Origin of the sequence: Nostoc sp. (assembly GCF_036917375.1) — a bacterium.
Taxonomy (GTDB): Bacteria; Cyanobacteriota; Cyanobacteriia; order Cyanobacteriales; family Nostocaceae; genus Nostoc.
This window is the reverse complement of record NZ_JBALDN010000055.1, coordinates 18,963-38,026: the sequence shown is the minus strand read 5'-3', so window position 1 is coordinate 38,026 and position 19,064 is coordinate 18,963. Positions and strand designations below refer to the sequence as shown.

The 19,064-nt window shown below is 38.3% G+C and carries 15 protein-coding genes; 9 read left to right on the top strand and 6 right to left on the bottom strand.

Features of this window, described 5'->3' with window-relative positions:
* Positions 1-441: 441 nt before the first annotated feature.
* Positions 442-2,217 carry an SWIM zinc finger family protein gene (locus V7K45_RS14160; protein WP_335004428.1) on the bottom strand — a complete coding sequence of 592 codons (1,776 nt, stop codon included), beginning with the start codon at positions 2,215-2,217 and terminating at the stop codon, positions 442-444.
* A gap of 429 nt (positions 2,218-2,646) precedes the next feature.
* Between V7K45_RS14160 and lpdA the strand changes: the two genes are divergently transcribed.
* The 4 genes from lpdA to V7K45_RS14140 all read left to right on the top strand — a co-directional run bounded on the left by lpdA (position 2,647) and on the right by V7K45_RS14140 (position 6,335).
* The gene (gene lpdA / locus V7K45_RS14155; RefSeq protein ID WP_335004366.1) at positions 2,647-4,071 is read left to right on the top strand and encodes a dihydrolipoyl dehydrogenase; all 1,425 of its coding nucleotides are present in this window, start codon (positions 2,647-2,649) and stop codon (positions 4,069-4,071) included.
* Between the two features lie 98 nt (positions 4,072-4,169).
* The gene (trpC, locus tag V7K45_RS14150) at positions 4,170-5,060 is read left to right on the top strand and encodes an indole-3-glycerol phosphate synthase TrpC (protein ID WP_335004364.1); all 891 of its coding nucleotides are present in this window, start codon (positions 4,170-4,172) and stop codon (positions 5,058-5,060) included.
* Positions 5,061-5,303: 243 nt separating this feature from the next.
* Positions 5,304-5,555 (top strand): DUF5340 domain-containing protein, encoded by a 252-nt coding sequence (locus V7K45_RS14145; RefSeq protein ID WP_094349807.1) that lies wholly within the window; start codon positions 5,304-5,306, stop codon positions 5,553-5,555.
* 117 nt (positions 5,556-5,672) lie between these two features.
* Positions 5,673-6,335 (top strand): carbonic anhydrase, encoded by a 663-nt coding sequence (locus tag V7K45_RS14140; protein ID WP_335004362.1) that lies wholly within the window; start codon positions 5,673-5,675, stop codon positions 6,333-6,335.
* A 272-nt stretch (positions 6,336-6,607) separates the two neighbouring features.
* Here the strand turns inward: V7K45_RS14140 and V7K45_RS14135 are convergent, their stop codons facing one another.
* From V7K45_RS14135 to V7K45_RS14115, 5 genes are all read right to left on the bottom strand, one after another.
* Entirely contained in the window at positions 6,608-6,766 is a 159-nt protein-coding gene (locus tag V7K45_RS14135) for a YqaE/Pmp3 family membrane protein (protein WP_179065728.1), read from the bottom strand.
* 143 nt (positions 6,767-6,909) lie between these two features.
* Entirely contained in the window at positions 6,910-7,257 is a 348-nt protein-coding gene (locus V7K45_RS14130; RefSeq protein WP_335004360.1) for a translation initiation factor, read from the bottom strand.
* Positions 7,258-7,432: 175 nt separating this feature from the next.
* Positions 7,433-7,927 (bottom strand): ureidoglycolate lyase, encoded by a 495-nt coding sequence (locus tag V7K45_RS14125; RefSeq protein WP_335004357.1) that lies wholly within the window; start codon positions 7,925-7,927, stop codon positions 7,433-7,435.
* 115 nt (positions 7,928-8,042) lie between these two features.
* The gene (locus tag V7K45_RS14120) at positions 8,043-9,062 is read right to left on the bottom strand and encodes an RpoD/SigA family RNA polymerase sigma factor (RefSeq protein ID WP_335004355.1); all 1,020 of its coding nucleotides are present in this window, start codon (positions 9,060-9,062) and stop codon (positions 8,043-8,045) included.
* Between the two features lie 1,574 nt (positions 9,063-10,636).
* Positions 10,637-11,020: a hypothetical protein gene (locus V7K45_RS14115; RefSeq protein ID WP_335004353.1), complete on the bottom strand. Its 384-nt coding sequence runs from the start codon at positions 11,018-11,020 to the stop codon at positions 10,637-10,639.
* 1,115 nt (positions 11,021-12,135) lie between these two features.
* Here V7K45_RS14115 and V7K45_RS14110 point away from each other — a divergent pair.
* The 5 genes from V7K45_RS14110 to V7K45_RS14090 all read left to right on the top strand — a co-directional run bounded on the left by V7K45_RS14110 (position 12,136) and on the right by V7K45_RS14090 (position 19,029).
* The gene (locus tag V7K45_RS14110) at positions 12,136-14,343 is read left to right on the top strand and encodes a GumC family protein (protein ID WP_335004351.1); all 2,208 of its coding nucleotides are present in this window, start codon (positions 12,136-12,138) and stop codon (positions 14,341-14,343) included.
* A 70-nt stretch (positions 14,344-14,413) separates the two neighbouring features.
* On the top strand, positions 14,414-15,367 hold the full coding sequence (locus tag V7K45_RS14105; protein WP_335004349.1) for a glycosyltransferase family 2 protein: 954 nt from the start codon (positions 14,414-14,416) through the stop codon (positions 15,365-15,367).
* A gap of 120 nt (positions 15,368-15,487) precedes the next feature.
* Positions 15,488-16,810, top strand: a complete 1,323-nt coding sequence (locus tag V7K45_RS14100) for a flippase (protein ID WP_335004347.1) — start codon at positions 15,488-15,490, stop codon at positions 16,808-16,810.
* 44 nt (positions 16,811-16,854) lie between these two features.
* Complete coding sequence (locus V7K45_RS14095; protein WP_335004345.1) at positions 16,855-17,781, top strand: glycosyltransferase family 2 protein; 927 nt, start codon at positions 16,855-16,857, stop codon at positions 17,779-17,781.
* An 18-nt stretch (positions 17,782-17,799) separates the two neighbouring features.
* Positions 17,800-19,029: an O-antigen ligase family protein gene (locus tag V7K45_RS14090; RefSeq protein WP_335004343.1), complete on the top strand. Its 1,230-nt coding sequence runs from the start codon at positions 17,800-17,802 to the stop codon at positions 19,027-19,029.
* Positions 19,030-19,064 lie beyond the last annotated feature (35 nt).

The following is a 19,064-nucleotide window of genomic DNA, read 5'->3' as shown; positions in this document are numbered from 1 at the left end:
AAATCTCAATTTAAAAGCTAAATCATCATCTGATGATTGCAGACTTAAAAGTATCAATAAGATATCTGGTGAAATTAAATAAATTATGCGTTGCCCGAAATTCTTGGTAGGGAAAATTTATGTAGTCAAAGGCTTCCCTACCACTATGTGGAAGCAAGCTACGCCTAGTAGTTCGCCAAGCGAACGCAAGCGGGGTAAAGGGGAAGGGGGAAAGCGTTTAAATCCCTTACCCTTTTCCCTTTCCCCTTTCCCCAGCCCTCACAACCCTCACAAGCGCATTTTTGGGTTGGCAGACTACTAGTATCTCCGTGCTTTTTTTACAGTTTAAATCTGATACCAAATTTCTGATTTAGTGTGCTGCAATCAGTGTAGGTCTTTCCTTGTGCGTCTCTGAAAGACAAGCATACACCGCTCATTGAAACCTCCTACTTGCTGCCTTCTTCACTCCATACCACTTTGCTTAAACATTCCCATCAATTTACGTTTACGAGCGTGAGTTTGCATCAAGTTTTCCCGATAGCTTAACCAGTCAGCTTTCTTCCCAGATTCCAAATAGGCATTACGCGCCTTTTTTAACCATTCAACTGCGTAATAGTAGTATTCGGCTTTACCTGCATCCATAATCTTTTCAGCACGGCGACGAGCATTAGCAATCACCCAACTCGGATTATGAGGGATAGCAGCATCCATAACTCGATGAATTAACTCTGAACGATCGGAACTTAGTTCACTAGCGATCGCAATTGCATCATCAATTAGCCCCTCATGCAAGAATATATCCACCTTGGCTGATTCTGTTCCCCAACCACTATAAGTACGGACAATTCTCAGCAGGTCTATTTTGACACTTTCCCAGTTTTCCCCAGCTAATTCTGCCATTTTTTGGTAGTCCACAAAAGAGGGCTTTATTTCAAAAGCCGCTTTGATTGCTAATAAAGCAGCTTCATTATTACCCAACTCAACAGCTAAATCACTTGTCCAAATTCCCAATTCGTACTGACAATTACCTGATAAATTTAATCCACTCTGGGCTATATCTAGTGCTTGCTGTAATGCCCCCTGAACGCTGAGTGTTTTCGCTAAAGCAAAAGCTTCTTCCATTGAGTTCATCTGGGTTTGAGCAGCATCAATTGCTTCTTCCACCCTGCCTAAACGCCCCAACATTGTCAGATATTGCTGGGTTTGCCCTTCCGCTTCTGCTAAATACAGGTATTCTTGATAACGTTCTTGACGTTCGAGAATTTTTAGGCGAATTAATGCCAAATCATCAGCATAATCTGGTACGTCTTCTTCCCATGCTCCCCTTTCAGTAATGTTACCTTGGAGAACTTGTACCAGTGGCGGATAATCCCAACCTTGGCGTAAAGCCTCCATAACTAGACCAAAATCAGCATTCCACTCATCTTGCCAAGCTTCTAAATTTATTTGAATATCAACTTTTTCTTCTGGAGTAAGTTCGGTGCCGAGAATTGCTTCACACCAAGCATTATTTAATTCTGCGACAACTTCATCATTTTCAGCGCCGTATTCGGCAACATCATCCCAATTTTCCGCACAGGTAGAGGTAATCGCTGACAAAATAGCGATCGCATTTTCACCTTCTCCCCGTTCGCTAAAATCTACCGCAGTTTGCACTACACTCAGCAAATCTTCGCCAATCGGGTCATCTTCGTACCCCTCCTCAAAGTAGCGCACGGTATCCTTGAGAATCTGCCGTACTTGCCGCCGAAAAGCAGCCGGATCGATAGTACTGCGGCGCACGGATTTTATGGTTGTTTGGTTGTCAGCAGGATTCGTCATCCAACTTACATGGCGGTCAATCGCCTCAATTAGAGGGGGGTATTCTGCTACCAACTCTTGCAGCAACCTTTGAGTTTCGATATAATTCAGGCGATTTAGTAGTTCCTCAAGGGTGGGGCGCTGCTCAATATTTTCTGAGTTACGCGCACAAACGAGCATCGTCGCTACTATGTGTTTGCACCACCCTTCATAGTCGTAGGCACAGGTGCATTTTACTGAGGTTAACCCACTGCTATCGAAATTCAGGCTGACATGATAAGGTCTAGCTTCGGTGCCTAGAACATCTGCCTGAAGCCGATGACCACGTTGGATAACGGCATTAACAGCACCAGCGTTATAATATGCCTCGCCCCGCTGGAAAGATTTGGCGTTGGCATGACGGCGGATAGTAAATTCACTAATTTTGGGAATAGACATCGAGCGATCGCCTGCGTAAATCTTCTGGATCAATCCTAAACCCAGCTTAGTGTTACGCTAACGCGCTGTAAAGAAAAAGGTGTGGAAGATTCTGAATGAGACTGCAATTTTTATTCATTAACTAGCTTAGAACTGGAAATCAGCTTCATTACCCTGCAAATACTCACTTAATTTCTTGTCGCTTTTCTGGGAAAACCAACCCATATAATGAAAATATCCATATTTTCGCCAGAAGTGAGTGAATCATAATTTGAGTTAGCAATACCCAAACCTGAAATCAGTGAACAGTCAACAGTAAACAGTCAGGGTAATGTAAGGTAAGGGATTTAGAGTTCAGCGATAAAACTGATAACTGATAACTGTTAAAAGGGTTGCGCTGATTGTCGGTCAAGTTGAGAATAAATAGGCGAAGCACACGGGGAAACTAACGTGAGTCAAGGATATGATTACGATTTAGTAATTATCGGCGCTGGTGTAGGCGGACATGGCGCAGCCTTACACGCCGTAAGTTGTGGTTTGAAAACAGCAATTATTGAAGCTGCTGATATGGGAGGAACCTGTGTTAATCGGGGCTGTATTCCTTCTAAAGCACTGCTGGCAGCATCTGGACGCGTGCGGGAGTTACGCAATGCCCACCACCTCAAGTCACTAGGAATTCAAATTGGTAGCGTAGAATTCGATCGCCAAGCGATCGCTAATCATGCTAACGATCTCGTCTCGAAAATTCAAGGCGACTTAACCAACAGCCTCAAACGTCTAAAAGTCGATATAATCAGAGGCTGGGGAAAAATCGCTGGGGCGCAAAAAGTCTCGATCATCGGAGACGGTGGTGAAAAAACCATCACAGCCAAAGACATTATCCTTTCGCCAGGTTCAATTCCTTTTGTACCTCCAGGGATTGAAGTAGACGGTAAAACTGTCTTTACCAGCGATCAAGGCGTTAAGTTGGAGTCTCTACCAGACTGGGTAGCAATTATTGGCAGTGGTTATATCGGCTTAGAATTTTCTGATATTTACTCAGCTTTGGGTTGTGAAATCACCTTGATTGAAGCCCTAGATCAGTTAATGCCAGGATTTGACCGCGATATTGCCAAACTTGCCGAACGCGTGCTAATTACTCCCCGCGATATTGAAACGAAAGTCGGGATATACGCCAAAAAAGTCATTCCCGGTTCACCTGTGGTGATTGAGTTAGCAGATTTCAAAACAAAGGAAGATGTAGATGTCATCGAAGTAGATGCTTGCTTGGTGGCTACGGGACGCATCCCGGCGACCAAAAATCTTGGTTTAGAGTCTGTGGGTGTGGAAGTCGATCGACGGAATTTTATTCCAGTAGACGATCGCATGGCAGTACTATCAGCAGGTGAAGTTGTGCCGCATTTGTGGGCAATTGGCGATGCTAATGGGAAGATGATGTTAGCACATGCGGCTTCTGCTCAAGGCATCATCGCGGTAGAAAATATAGTTGGGAGGGAAAGAATAGTAGACTATCGCAGCATCCCCGCAGCAGCGTTTACCCACCCAGAAGTCAGCTATGTAGGCTTAACTGAAACAGCAGCTAAGGAGTTGGGACAAGCTGAAGGATTTGAAATTGCCACAAGTAGGAGTTACTTCAAAGGAAATTCCAAAGCGTTGGCAGAAAATGAAGCCGACGGTATTGCCAAGGTGATATATCGCAAAGACACCGGAGAAGTTTTGGGCGTTCACATTTTCGGACTGCACGCCTCAGACTTAATTCATGAAGCGTCAGCTGCGATCGCCAACCGTCAATCTATCCACAATCTTGCACATCTAGTTCACGCCCACCCAACACTTTCGGAAGTCCTAGACGAAGCTTATAAACGAGCCATTTAAGTCATTTGTCCTTCGTCATTTGTCCTTTGTCAATAAACAAGGACAAATGACCAATGACTAATGACCAATGACTAATGACCAATGACTAATGACTAATTATGCAAATCCGTCGCCGTTCACCTAACCCAGCTATTTCCGTGTCCATGTTACGTTATCAGGCTGCCGTACCTGATGCAGCGCCAAACAACATTTTGGAAGAAATTGTCTGGCATAAAGAAGTAGAAGTTGACCAAATGCGTGAAAGGCTGCCTTTACGGGAATTGCAACATCAAGCACTTTCTGCGCCACCAACCCGTGATTTTGTTGCCGCTTTGCGTCAAGGTAAGACAAAGCCAGCATTGATTGCCGAAGTTAAAAAAGCTTCACCGAGTAAAGGCGTTTTACGAGCAGATTTTGACCCAGTAGCGATCGCCCTGTCTTATCAGCAAGGAGGTGCTAGTTGTCTTTCTATACTCACAGATGTCAAGTTCTTTCAAGGTAGTTTTGACAATTTAGCCAAAGTCCGGGCTGCCGTAGATTTACCTTTACTATGCAAAGAGTTTGTTATTTATCCTTACCAGATGTACTTAGCGCGGGTTCAGGGTGCAGATGCGATTTTGTTGATTGCAGCGATCCTGAGCGATCGAGATTTGCAATACTTCCTGAAAATTGCTAACAACCTGAAAATGGCAGCCTTGATTGAAGTCCATAGCTTGGAAGAACTTGACCGTGTGTTAGCCTTAGATGGAGTCTCCTTGATAGGAATCAATAATCGCAATTTGGAAGATTTCTCTGTCGATCTGCAAACTACTTGCCAACTTTTGGCTGCAAGGGGTAGACAATTGCAAGAGAAAAATATCCTTGTTGTCAGCGAGTCAGGACTACACAACCCAGAGGATTTGAGTTTAGTGCTGACAGCAGGTGCATCTGCTGTACTCATTGGAGAATCTTTGGTAAAACAACCAGATCCCAGCGCTGCGATCGCTCGTATTTTACCGAGGAATTTTTAAAATAAACACCCCACCTGCCCTAAAAGGCGCAGGGCAACTGCACATAATAGTTAAGCAGTTGGGCATACTATGCGTATACACGCAGCACTTTGCTATCAAATAGCATTAATATCTTTGCCAAATCTTCATTGCTAATCAAACCAAAGCCATAAGCAACTAGTTATTTATTATGTAACAATTTATTAACAAGAAATAAACTGTGACTAATACAAAATCCCAAATATGAAATCAAAAGTTAACTTCATGGAGCAAATTCCTCTACCTTCGCCTATTCACTACGAACTTATACTTCAACTCTTAGAAAGACAAACTATGTTAGCTGTAAATGATAACCCAGATTTACGGCATCAGGTGAATCAGCTAATTATTACTCTCCGTAAAGCTGCTGTACAGCAAAAGCGACTAGAAGAAATTTGCGAGTTTTCCTCTGTAACTATCGATCACCGTTGGTCAATCAACCATCATAACGATAACAAAGTTGTTGCTCCCGATTGAAAAAAATTGTCATCTTTATAAGATTTTAGTTTTGAGAAAGTTCATCTTGATTTAGACAAAACTGTAGATCAGTTAAAATAAAATATTGATGAGATTCTCTCTCGAAGTTGACGAAAGATGAAATACAACAGCATTGATGAACTCCTCAGAAATAATCAGGCTTGGGTTGCCGAAAAGTTAGCTTTAGATCCAACTTACTTTCAAGAATTATCTAATGGACAAACACCACCTTTTCTATACATTGGGTGTTCTGATAGTCGTCTGGCATTAACAAAGTTTACCCGTACAGAACCAGGAGAATTATTTGTACATCGTAATATTGCCAATCAAGTTTCTCTAACGGATATAAACTTTTTAGCCGTTTTAGAATACGCAATTTTACACCTGAAAGTGGAACACATTATCGTTTGTGGTCACTACGATTGCGGAGGAATTAAGGCAGCTTTAGAAGGGAGAACTATCGGAATTCTTGATAACTGGGTAAATCCGATTCGGGAACTGTATTTAGAGAAACAAGAAGAAATTGACGCCTTGCCAACAAGAGAAGAACGTCTGAATCGCTTGGCGGAAATCAATGTTGTGGCGCAAGTGAAAAATATTTACCAAACTTCCGTCATGCGTCAAGTACTCCATGAGCGAAAAGCACCTATGGTTCACGGCTGGGTATTAGATATACGCACTGGGTTAATCAAAGATTTAAACGTTTCAACTGTGCAATGGCAATTGCACATCTGCCCCTTGCTTCTAGAATTTAGACTCTATGCCATGTTAAAAAGTTAGAGTTAATTCGGTATTTACCGTCACACACAAGCTTACATTAAAGACTTGATAAATATTGTTTTTACAACTTTTATTTAGATATCGGATTTTGTTGGGTAGTGTTTATGTATATTTAAAAAATAAAATAGTATTTTTAGAGATTTTTGTTTAATTAAAGTTACAAATACAAAGTAGTTAATTTTAAAAACTTTTTTATAGAGGCAATTCATGAATTGCCTCTATAACAATCACTAACACAGATATTGGTACGCTTAACCTACTTCTACAAAGAATTATTTCTTAGCAATTATCCACACTGCATGAATAATCCCAGGAATGTAACCAAACAGCGTCAAAAGTATATTAATCCAAAAGTCTATACCAAAACCTACTTGTAAAAAAACTCCCAAAGGTGGCAGGAAAATGGCACACAGAATCCGAACTAAATCCATTTAAACCTCCTGTTAATCTCAGAAAAAACAGCTTGTTGGCAAAGTAATTTACCATTGTTCAAGCATATTTGTACCTCTCAAAGATAACATTCCCTCTCTTAATCTAGATAGCGCTGAAGATACGGTAAACCGCACTCAACACATTAGCCACCGCTAATTTTGGCTTTGTAACCTAGCTTGGTCAAAATCTCAACAACTTTCTGTTTGTGTTCGCCCTGAATTTCAATTTCGTTGTCTTTAAGTGTCCCACCTGTCCCACATTGGGTTTTCAACTGCTTCACCAAATCTGTTAAGGTTTCGGGTTTGGCTTGAAAACCGCTAACGACTGTGACGGTTTTGCCTTTGCGTCCTTTGCGAGAAGCTTGTACTTTTAGATTTTGTTGTTGTGGGGGTAGTTCTGGAATCGTTCTTTCTGTGGCGGCGGAGTTGTCATTGCCAAATTCGCGGTAAACAAAGCTTTTGTTAGAAGATTGAGACTTGGAAGAAGACATAAAATGAATGTTTAAGAAAAATTTCAAAAGCAGTGGAAACTTCTACGCAACCATTCTGCTGGGATGCAATTTCTAGGCTAACATTACACATCCATACATCATAACCAAACTGACGTAATACTTGAACTGATTCAGGAAAAGAGCTTGTCTATATCTATAATTAAACTAATCTTACCTAAACCATCTCAAACTCTAATTGATGACTCTTGAGAAAATCATGGGTGAAATGATCCACCATATTGGTATCAGCTAGTTCCAAATTATAAAAATCTACAGCTTCATGGTCAAAATGGGGGCCAGCGTGCCAAGTACCCTCATGTAGCTTGATAAAACAATTCCCCGGAATGCGGAAAGCAGCAATATCTTCTAATGCTGGTTCATTCACATCATTATTAGGAGGACAAACTGCAATTAACCAATCCTTCCCTTCCAAAGAACCCAGACATTGAGTGCATTGCACATGGCGAGTAATTTTGTGGAACTTTCGCCCTATCTTCTCCAACCGCATAAGATAAAATCGTGGAATCCCGTTTTGCAAGTTTAACTGGGCATCTTCTCCGCCGTAAGCTTTGCCATCAAGACTTGCAAAAATCACCTGTCCATAAGGCCGAAAGTTTTCAGAAGTCACCCATTGTACCTGCAATTGTTGCACTGTCTTTGGTGTACTCATATCAAATCTTTAAGAGAGATTATTTAGGTTTATTTTCCCCCAGAATGACTGAATTTTATACAGCCATTATGGTGACTTCCTAAATTTCAATGCCTTAAATTATAAAAAAATAACCTCAGCTAGCTAGATAACTACGTACTTGTTCCTTTTGGCGTCGGAGGAGACTGAGAGCTTTTTGTTCTATCTGACGCACCCGTTCTCGACTGATACCCATGCGATCGCCAATCTGTGCTAAAGAAAGTTCATAGCCATCCGTTAGACCAAAGCGCAGGGTTAATATTTCTCGCTGCTGTGGAGACAGCTTTGCCAATAAGTCTTGTAAATCTTGGTGGAGAGATTCTTCAACGGCATAATCTTCAGGAGAAGGGCCATCATCCTCCAATATGTCCTGCAATTCTGTATCTTGTTGTTCGCCAACTCTCGCCTCTAGAGAGAAAGGTTGACGGGCTAAGTATAAACACTCTCGAACTTGGCTAGGTGTTAAAGATAAGGCAGTGGCAATTTCACCAGTAGTAGGAACGCGACCCAACTGTTGAGATAATTCTCGCTGCACCCGTTTAATTTTGTTCAGTTTCTCAAAGACGTGGATAGGTAAACGAATTGTACGTCCTTGTTGAGCAATCGCCCGTGTAATTCCTTGACGAATCCACCAGTAAGCATAAGTAGAAAACTTGTAACCAAGAGCGGGATCAAATTTATCCACCCCTCGTTCTAAACCTAAAGTACCTTCTTGAATTAAATCCATAAATTCTAGGTTCCGGTGCTGGTATTTCTTTGCCACAGCTACCACTAACCGGAGATTAGCCTGAATCATTTTCTGCTTGGCGTGGTGTCCTAAATTTAGCTGTTGCTCTAGCACCTCCACACTTAACTCCACCCGATCTGCCCATTCTTGCAGTGTGGGTTCGTAGTTTAATGTCACAGCCAATTCTTCCTTAGCAGCTAATAAATTCATCATTTGCTGCACGTGTTGGGCAAAAATAACCTCTTGTTCGCGAGTCAACAAATCTACACGCCCGATCTCTTGCAGATAACTACGCACAATATCATCTGTAGCTCGAGGCTTTTTATCTGCGACTAAACTTTTTTTCTTCGTTTTTTGAACTTCGGTATGTGGAGATGTTAAGTTGCTCATGGTTATTTGCTCCTCTGTAACCTCATCAATTTATTGGTATCAAGTCTAGATATTCAGACCCACAGCCATTTCACACTGCTAATCAATAGATATCTTGCAAAACTACTTAACCCCCATCCCTTAATCTCCTTCCCACTTTCGGGGAGGGGAGACAAAGCTACGCTTTGGCGGGGTGGGGTTCTTAATTTGTAATTTATGCAAGAGGTCTAATCACAATTTGCAACACTGATGAATTCTGGTCTATGATACATTACAAGTTAATTCTTGGAGATAATAAACCCAAAATCAACCTACTCCTTAATAATAACATCATCACCAGTCACAAATCAATTACCTAAAGTATTATTAGCATATCCTTTGAAGTAATTACATTCTTTTATCATTTATTTTTGCATATAAAATACAATTAACAATTAAATTTAGTCTAGTTATCCAATGGTGTTACTGAAAAGAAGGAAAAAATATCGACCAACGATTTCATTTCCTAACAAATAAATTATTAGCAAAGTTTAAAATCTACGAAACTTTCATTTATTGAAATGTTCCTAGTCTGCTTATTAATAGATTTAATCGCATTAAATAAAAAAACTCATTAAACATAAAATATCCATTTTTACCTCATTTTTCTGTAAAATAATCTAATTATATCAAGCTAGGTACATAGGGGGCGTTCGTTAAACATGAAAAAATAACTTCTTCTGCTCTCCCTATTTAATAACAGCTCTCTTTAAGAATCTGGTCAAATACTTGGTAATTAGGAGTCTAGTGAAATTAATTATGCAGTATTCAGAACACTTGCGCAGACGTAGCACTGGTACATATTTACATTCATTCTTACTCATATCTCTGTCCTGGGATTTAGGATGACCAAGAAGACGCAGATATCTGTGACAATTGCACTTGTGTCATAATTGTACGCAGACATCTGTACTGAATACGGTATTATCAACTTGATTACTCCGAGAGAGATTTTATGGACTAAAAATAATAACAGTGGTAACACTAACATCAAGGATAATACTTGGCAAGACAGTAACACCTGCGATCGCCCCAATTAATATCCTCTTGATACGAAAAGATTTTTGTGTAAGGGTATCTAGTTGATTGTTGTGCAGCATAGCTTGAAAAACAACATTCCCACTTTTTGGAGAAGTCGGAAATAGTCTAAAACTCCTAAGTTCAGGAGTTACATACATTTTCAATAAGTTGAAAGCTTTGCCTTAAATCTGTTTAAGTGCGTCAGCTTCAGCATGGTGTTTTCCTGGTGCTTGCGTGTATCGTTGAGCTACTATCTCTTGGCCATATGCCAATACAGTTCAGTTAAGCCTTTTTTCTCTCCCCCTGCCTCCCCTGCTCCCCCTGCCTGCCTTAACAGATAAATTTGCTTAACTGAACCGTATTGGGCCATATGCGATCGCACAGCCTACTGGTGGATTCGGCAAACATTCCGGCAAAGCTTTTCTGCTTTGAGCTAAAGCAGCCAGCATAAATATTTCATCCATATTTGAGCGTAAATTCTCTAGATAAATCACACTACCAAGAATTAGCTATTTTTTGTTAAAAAAGTTCCCATATCAAAACTTAGTAACTGTCACCCTAATACCAGAATCCAGTTTTGGAACCTTAAGATACTCAATTGGTTCAGTACTTTGAGTCTTGGTTGGCTCCTGACATTGCTTAAAAAAAGCGCTGGGGTTATTGATGAACTCAAGCGGGTTAATTTTTTGGCATCCTCGCTCCTGCATTAGCGAAATTGATTCAGCAGTTTGTTTTGGATTATTAGTCTGTCCAATAAAATTGCTCCATGTAGCGTTAATCGTAGCTGGTTCTGTCAATAAAACTCCAGCCAGATCGCGATCGCCTATTGTTATGGGAACATTCTCTTGGTTAGCATAGGCACTCTGACTGAGAGTGATTGCGCTAATCACAACGGATAAAATAATAGAAGAGGATTTCATAATTCAATCTCTCAACATTTAATGTCAGTTTAATAATTACAATTCTCTAGATACAAAAACCAATAAATAGCAGGCTAGCTTGAGTACTTCAGATTAACACAGGTAATAATAAATATAGGGAAATTTCATAAAAAATATAGGGAAATTTAGTATAATCTGACGGAAGTTTGCCTACCTTGAACAAGTTGCTTGAGCTATTTGTCTGCTTAATTGAGATAGTAGCTGGATTTCCGCTGTTTTGTACTAGTCTGATGTAAACTAATTTCTTGAGCTATCCATGCTGTTATTTGATGCTTTTTTACTGGGCTATGTTTAATTTAAGCTAGAACCAATTTACTTACTAGCCGTCTATATTCACTTTTATACTACCTGTGTTACATATATATTACAAAATTTAATGTATTTCTACATAAAGGCAAATTAAACTGATTGCGAGTCCTTATGGGTTCAATACTCAAATCATGCAATTTTATGATTGCCAGTCTAGTATTATTCCCAAAATTGACTATTATTTAAAGCAAGAATTAATTGATAATTAAAGTTTTGAAGTAGCTTATGTAAAGATTCGTCCAGTCTTTATAGGTATCTGTTTTCACTGTCCAAAGCCTATCTCTGAAGTGCTTCCATTGCTTGTAGAATGGCACAATTGTTCTATTCCTTACCCTGAAGGAATTAACTCCTCTTGTCTTTTCAAAATCAGCAAACCGAGAGTGAATATATTAGTATATTGTATAAATTTTTTGTAAAGTTATATAATTCAGTGTTCTCACAGAATATGATAGTGATTGTTAGCTTACTAATCAATACTTGCATTAGTAGTAACATAAAATGAAATTAACCAAAATTAAGCCCAAAAAATGGAAAGCGACTAAATTAGGGATAAAATTGTAACTTATCCCGTTTTTGCTCTCATTAAAATATCAACATAAGTTAAAATCGTGGCTTGCAAAACTATTAGTTGACTTCAGATATTAAAGAACCTCAGCAGCAAGTTATTAGCTACGAATCAACGCAAATATTAATATCGCAAAATAGACTTCATTAGCACTGTAGTCCAAATAATGAGAACAATCTGCTGTAAGTAAATAGTCTTTTTATAAAAGTTTACATATATTATGACGATGGAATCTTTACCAAATTTTGAAGAAGTAAATATTCAGAAATACTTAGAAGTTCTTCAACGGCGTTGGCTACCTTTAGTTGGAATTTTCGCCATATCTGTTAGCCTTGGATGCTTATATGCCTTTTCATTAAAACCTTCATACAAGGCAGAAGGAAGTTTGATGATTAAAACAAATCGCTCTTCCTCACTTACGGGCTTACCGGATGACATAGGACGCCTAGAAGCTTTGAATGTGAACGACAATCCCCTGGAAACTCAGGTGAGAGTTATTGGATCGAATCCAGTAATTGAGAAAACGATTAATTCCCTCAACCTTAAAGATAGTCAAGGCAAACTGCTCTCGATTCCCGATTTGGCAAAACAACTAAAAATAGAAGGAATTAAAGGCACTGATGTTGTACAACTTTCTTATAAAGGTGGCGATCCAGAACTAGCTGCCAAAATCGTTAATGAAGTTATTGACAGTTATATCGATCTAAATATCAAGGCTAATCAGAATGAAGCGCGGACAGCCAAACAGGTTCTTGTAACGGAAGTACCTAAAGCTGAGGAAGTTGTCAGAAGAGCCGAATCAAAACTGCGGCTATTTAAAGAAACGAATAAAGTTGTTGTTCTGGAACAAGAAGCAGCCGCAGCAGTCGAGACCATTTCTAAGTTAGGAAACCAAATTTCTCAAGCTTTAGCTCAACTAGATGATGTGAAGGGCCGTCTAGAACAGTTAAGCAGTGAAGCTCAGGTAGATTCACGGCAAGGGGTAATTGAATCTGAATTGAGTCAAGCACCTGGAGTTCAGAAAGTGCTAGCCCAACTTCAAGAAACAGAAAGCCAACTTGCACTAGAGCGTACCCGTTTTTCACCTGAACACCCTACAATTACTAACTTAGAAGAAAAAGTCTTAGCTCTTAAGAACTTGTTAAAAGAGCGGACAGGACAAGTAGCTGGTGGAGCGCAGATAACACAGGGAAGTTTACAGGTTGGACAACTGCGGCAAAGCCTAATTGCAGATATTACTCGTGCTCAGGCAGAACGGGTTGGTCTGGAGAGACAAATAGCCACACTCAAACAACAGCAAAATGCCTATATCAAACGAGCAAATAATTTGCCAAGGCTAGAACAAAGTCAACGAGAGCTAGAACGGAAACTGCAAGCAGCTCAAACGACTTACGAAACACTCTTAAAGAAACGCCAAGAGATTGATATTGCACAAAATCAAAAGATTCCAAATGCTCGTGTTATTTCCTATGCTTTAATCCCTGATAAAGCAGAAGGGCCTCGGAAAATGCTGTTTATTATTGGTGGAGCAGGAGTTGGTTTTTTCTTAGGTATCATTGTCGCCTTTACTTTAGACTTGATAGACCGCTCGGTGAAGACCGTCAAAGAAGCCAAAGAAGTCTTGAGATACAGTGTTTTGGGAGTGATTCCTACACAAAGTAGAAATGGTAGAGATCATTCTTTTATACCAGGACTGGATAGAGCTATTCCTAAAGTTATTGGCAGAGATATTCCTTATTTCCCTGTTGGTAATGCATATCAAATACTACAAGTGAACTTGAAGTTTCTCTGTTCTGATAAACCGCTCAAAAGCATTGTAATTACAAGTTCCGTTGCCAAAGAAGGAAAGTCTGACGTATCTGCAAATTTAGCTGTGACTATGGCTCAGGCGGGGCGTAGGGTGTTGTTGGTAGATGCAGATATGCGTCATCCCATACAGCATCATATCTGGGGGCTGACAAATACAATGGGACTAAGTAATGTAATAATTAATCAAGCTTCTTTAAATACAGTTGTTCATGAAGTTATGCCTAATCTGGAAGTTCTTACTTCTGGAGTTTTGCCTCCCAATCCAGTGGCAATGCTAGATTCTCAACGTATGGCAACATTAATTAATAGCTTTGGGAGAGATTACGATCTTGTAATTTTTGATACTCCTCCACTATCAGGAATAGCAGATGCTGCTGTTTTAAGCACTTTGACTGACGGTATCTTATTAGTCGTTCGTCCTGGAGTGGTTGACTTAAACAGTGCAAATGCAGCTAAAGAGTTTTTAACTCAGTCAGGTCAGAAGGTATTAGGGATAGTCATCAATGGTGTGAATACTAAAAATGAACCTAATAATTATTTTTATGACAATAAAAAACGACAAATTGAACAAGATTTTGTATCTTCTAGCAGTTTAACTAAATTTCGCAAAGAGAGTTAAGTTGTCTTAGAAAAAGTAAAAGCTACCATCACTACAACTATCTAAACCCAATTTTGTGACTATAGGAATAATGGATAAAACTAAAATCCGAACTTCTTGTTTAATTAATAATTACAATTATGCTCCATTTCTCTCTGAAGCAATTGATAGCGTTTTAAATCAGACAATCAAATTTGATGAAATTATCATTGTTGATGACGCATCTACAGATAATTCTGCGGAAATTATCAATAGATTTGCTCAATTATCTAATGTTAAATCTATCTTAAAAAAACAAAACCAAGGACAGTTATCATCTTTTAATGAAGGTTTTTTAGCTGCTACTGGTGACATTATATTTTTTTTAGATGCTGATGATATTTATGACCCTCAGTATTTAGAAAATACCCTAAACTTTTACAATAGACGCAGTGAATGTGATTTTGTATTTTGTGCGTATAAAAAGTTTGGAGCAGTAGAAGAGACATTTCAAGACGATGCAGTTGATTTAGATTTGGGTTATTCAGTAATTAGAACTTTATATAATGGCGAATGGATTGGTTCCATAACTTCAACATTATCAATACGTAAAGAAATAGTCAGAAAATTTTTACCTATTCCAAATTTAGAAGATTGGCGTGTAAGGGCTGATGACTGTTTAGTATGGGGAGCTTCTTTGGTGGGGGCTAAAAAGTTTTATATGTCTAAACCTTTAGTGATGTATAGAATACATGAAAATAACCATTATCATAATAAGAACTTTTTAGATAGAGACAAAAACTATGAATACAAAAGATTCTGGAAACGCAATTCCCTGTTTAATTACATTCTACAAAAAAACAATTTTAGCTCCCCATTATTCTTAGCTTTTACATCTATCAGGGAGTTACAAACAATACCATGCCCAAAATATCAGGATTTTGTTACTTATTTGAAAATAATATTTTTATTTGAGCATAGTTTGTATTGGAAAATCAAGGGTATTTTTTTCTTATTTAGCTATTTTTTGAAAATTTTGATGAGTGGGAAATTAAAAACCTTGTAAGCGAGCAATAATGTAAGTTACTGAATAAATACACTTTATTTTGTATTTGAAAAAATGAAAAAGTTGCATGAGCGAGATTGATAAATATAAATAATGGTATGTGATTAATTCATAAAAATAATGTTAAGCAAATTAAAAATTAAAAACTTATCGAAATTTAAATCTCGTTCTGGGCTGCGTGCAGTTATTGCTAATACAGGTTGGTTATTTGCCGATCGCATTCTACGTATGGGTGCAAGCTTGGTTGTAGGAGTATGGGTAGCACGTTATTTAGGAGTAAAACAGTATGGTCTATTTAACTATGCTTTAGCTTTTGTTGCCTTATTCAGCCCAATTTTTACTCTCGGACTAGACGACGTAGTAGTTCGCCATCTTGTGCGTCAATCATCAAACAAAGAGGAAATTTTAGGAACTACTTTTTGGCTAAAATTTTTAGGTGGAATTGCTTCTGTTTTATTGGCAGTTGGCACGATGTTTTTCTTAGGTGAGCATGAAACACTAAAGATATGGCTAGTTGCAATTTTAGGGATAGCAGGAGTTTTTAGGGCATCTGATACTATTGAACTGTGGTTCCAATCACAGGTGCAGTCAAAATATACTGTGATCGCTAAAAACACGGCGTTTCTGCTAAATACTCTCATCAAAATCGCACTAATTTTGACAAAAGCACCGTTGCTAGCTTTTGCTTTGGTAACATTAGCAGAATTTGCAATGAGTGCGATTGGCTTACTAATTGTTTACCAAGTCAAAGGGTCTTCATTGTGGTTATGGCGTTGGAGCATGACAGCTGCCAAAACTCTTCTGAAAGAGAGCTTACCTCTAATTTTTTCGGGGTTCGCCATCATGATTTTTATGAGAATAGATCAGGTAATGTTAGGCCAAATGATCGGAGATAGTGAGGTTGGTGTTTATTCAGCAGCTGTACGTGTTTCTGAAATTTGGTATTTTATTCCGGGGGCTATTGTTTCTTCTGTTGCTCCGGCAATTTATGCAGCAAAAGAAAAATCAGAAAGTCTTTACTATCAGCGAATAGGACAATTACTCAGTCTCATGACATGTATATCTTTAGTAATTGCTCTTCCAATGTCCTTTTTATCTGACAAGATAATTACGGTGATGTTTGGAAGTGGATATGCAGATGCAGGAGCAATATTAGCAGTTCATATTTGGACTTCTTTGTTTGTATTTATGGGCCTTGCAACATCACCTTGGTTTATTGCTGAAGGTTTAAACCACGTTTCTTTAGGTAAAACTTTATTTGGAGCGATACTAAACATTATTCTCAATTTATTACTTATTCCTAAATATGCAGGGCTTGGGGCTGCGATCGCAACAATAATATCCCAAGCTGCTGCTGCTTTTATATGTAACGCATTTGATTCAAGAACACAAAAGCTATTTAAAATTCAAGTGCGATCGCTTATTCATTTTTATAAACACTAATCGTTTTTATAAACACTAATCGTTGTTATTTAAATTTTATTATTATGCAAACACCCATAACTTTTATTATTTTTAAACGTCCACAAACAACAGAGAAAGTCTTTGAAGCTATTCGCCAAGCCAAGCCAACAAAACTTTTTGTAATTGCAGATGGTCCCCGCACTGACCGCGAAGGTGAGGCAGAAAAATGCGAAGCGACTAGGGCAATTATTGAGAGAGTTGATTGGAATTGTGAAGTAATAAAAAATTATTCTGATATCAACTTAGGTTGCGGAAAACGGGTATCAAGTGGTTTAGATTGGGTCTTTAATAATGTTGAAGAGACAATTATTTTAGAAGATGATTGTATTCCTCACCCAACTTTTTTCAGGTTTAGTGAAGAACTGCTGGAAAAATATCGAAATGATACCAGAATCGCCACAATTTCTGCTCAAAATCTTCAAATTGGACAAAAACGTACAAATTACAGCTACTATTTTTCTCGTTACAACCACTGCTGGGGTTGGGCAAGTTGGAGACGTGCTTGGCAACATTATGATTTGACTATCAAACTCTGGAAAGAGGTGCAAGCAGAAAACCTTTTACATGACATTCTTATAGACCAAAAAGCCGTAAATTCTTGGCAACGAATATTTCAATCTGTTTATGATAATCCTACAGGTATAACCTGGGATTACCAATGGACATTTGCTTGTTGGATGCAGGGAAGCTTAAGTATTATTCCCAGTGTTAATTTAATCTCTAATGTTGGTGTCGGTGCAGACGCAACTCATTTCACTTCAAATCAAGAATTTTCCTTCATCAATATGCCCATGCAGGCAATGGAATTCCCCTTAAAGCATCCACCATTTATTGTCAGGAATGTAGAAGCAGATAATTTTATACAAAAAACAGTTTATAAAGCAACTGCATTAGATATTTTTAAAGAAGAACTGAAGAAAAGATTGAATTACTCAACGATAAAAAAATAGATTAATTAAATATCTCAAATGAAAGTAAAACTAACAGAAAAAATATTAACTATCTTGCTATTACTCGTTGCTGTAGGGGCATTAACAATACACCCTGCACAAGAAGTTTCCATGTCTACCCTTGGAGGTGATAAACTAGATACTTTGTTCAATATAGTTTCATATTTAGTCCTATTTTATTTTCTAATTTTATACTGGAAAGGTTTTATTTATGTAATTACTAGCAGTCCATTACAGTTTTTTCTACTAGCAATAGTTATATTTTCTCTTTTATGGTCAGAAGACCTAAGTTCTAGTCTTACTTATCTAAGAGGTTTAATACGCATATATTTTCTTGCGATCTATTTAGCAATGCGTTATTCCCTTAAGGAACAAATTAAGCTGATAGCTTGGGCACTTGGCATAGCTGCATCATTATCTATGTTATTTTCTGCATTCGTACCAGGTTATATTCACGAATCACCTGAATTACTAGGTATGTGGAGTGGAATTTATGGTCATAAAAATGAATTAGGTTACATGATGGCTTGGAGTGCAGGAGTTTTTTTACACCTTGCCCTTAGTGGTCATCGATATCGCTGGTTGATGTGGGCACTATGTGGGATATCTGTATGTCTAATTATCCTCTCACGTTCAACAACATCTTTAACGATCTTATTGACAATGGTATTACTTTTACCTTTCTACAGATCGCTGAAAAGAACTAATTATAAATTACAAGTTATTATGATTACTTCAACTTTGATGTTAATGATAATTTTTTCAATATTACTTCTCAACAATGCCGAAACTGTAGTTGGTACTTCTGGTAAAGACCTTACGTTCAATGGACGCTCTGACCTCTGGGAGCTAGTAATTTCCAAGATTTTGGAAAGACCTTGGTTAGGTTATGGATTTTCTGGATTTTGGACTAGTAATGCTGCATCTAAATTAAGAGCTACTTATGATTGGGCAAGTAATGCCCATAATGGGTTTTTAGAATTATTGTTAGAATTAGGATTCTTAGGCTTTTTGACTTTCGCAGCAGGGTTTGTCCGTTTTTTTGCAATGGCATTGACTCGAATTATTTCTGTAGCTAAGAAACCGGAAGATTATTGGCCAATGCAAATGCTAATTATCATAGTCATCGTTAATTTCTCAGAAGCAAGATTATTAACTCCTAGCTGGAATTGGTTAATGTATGTCACCACTTCATTATCTTTAACTGTTGAATATCAACGAAATCGTAAAAATATTTTAGTCAATTAGTTTTTATAGCAGTCAGAAATAGTTTTATTGCTCAT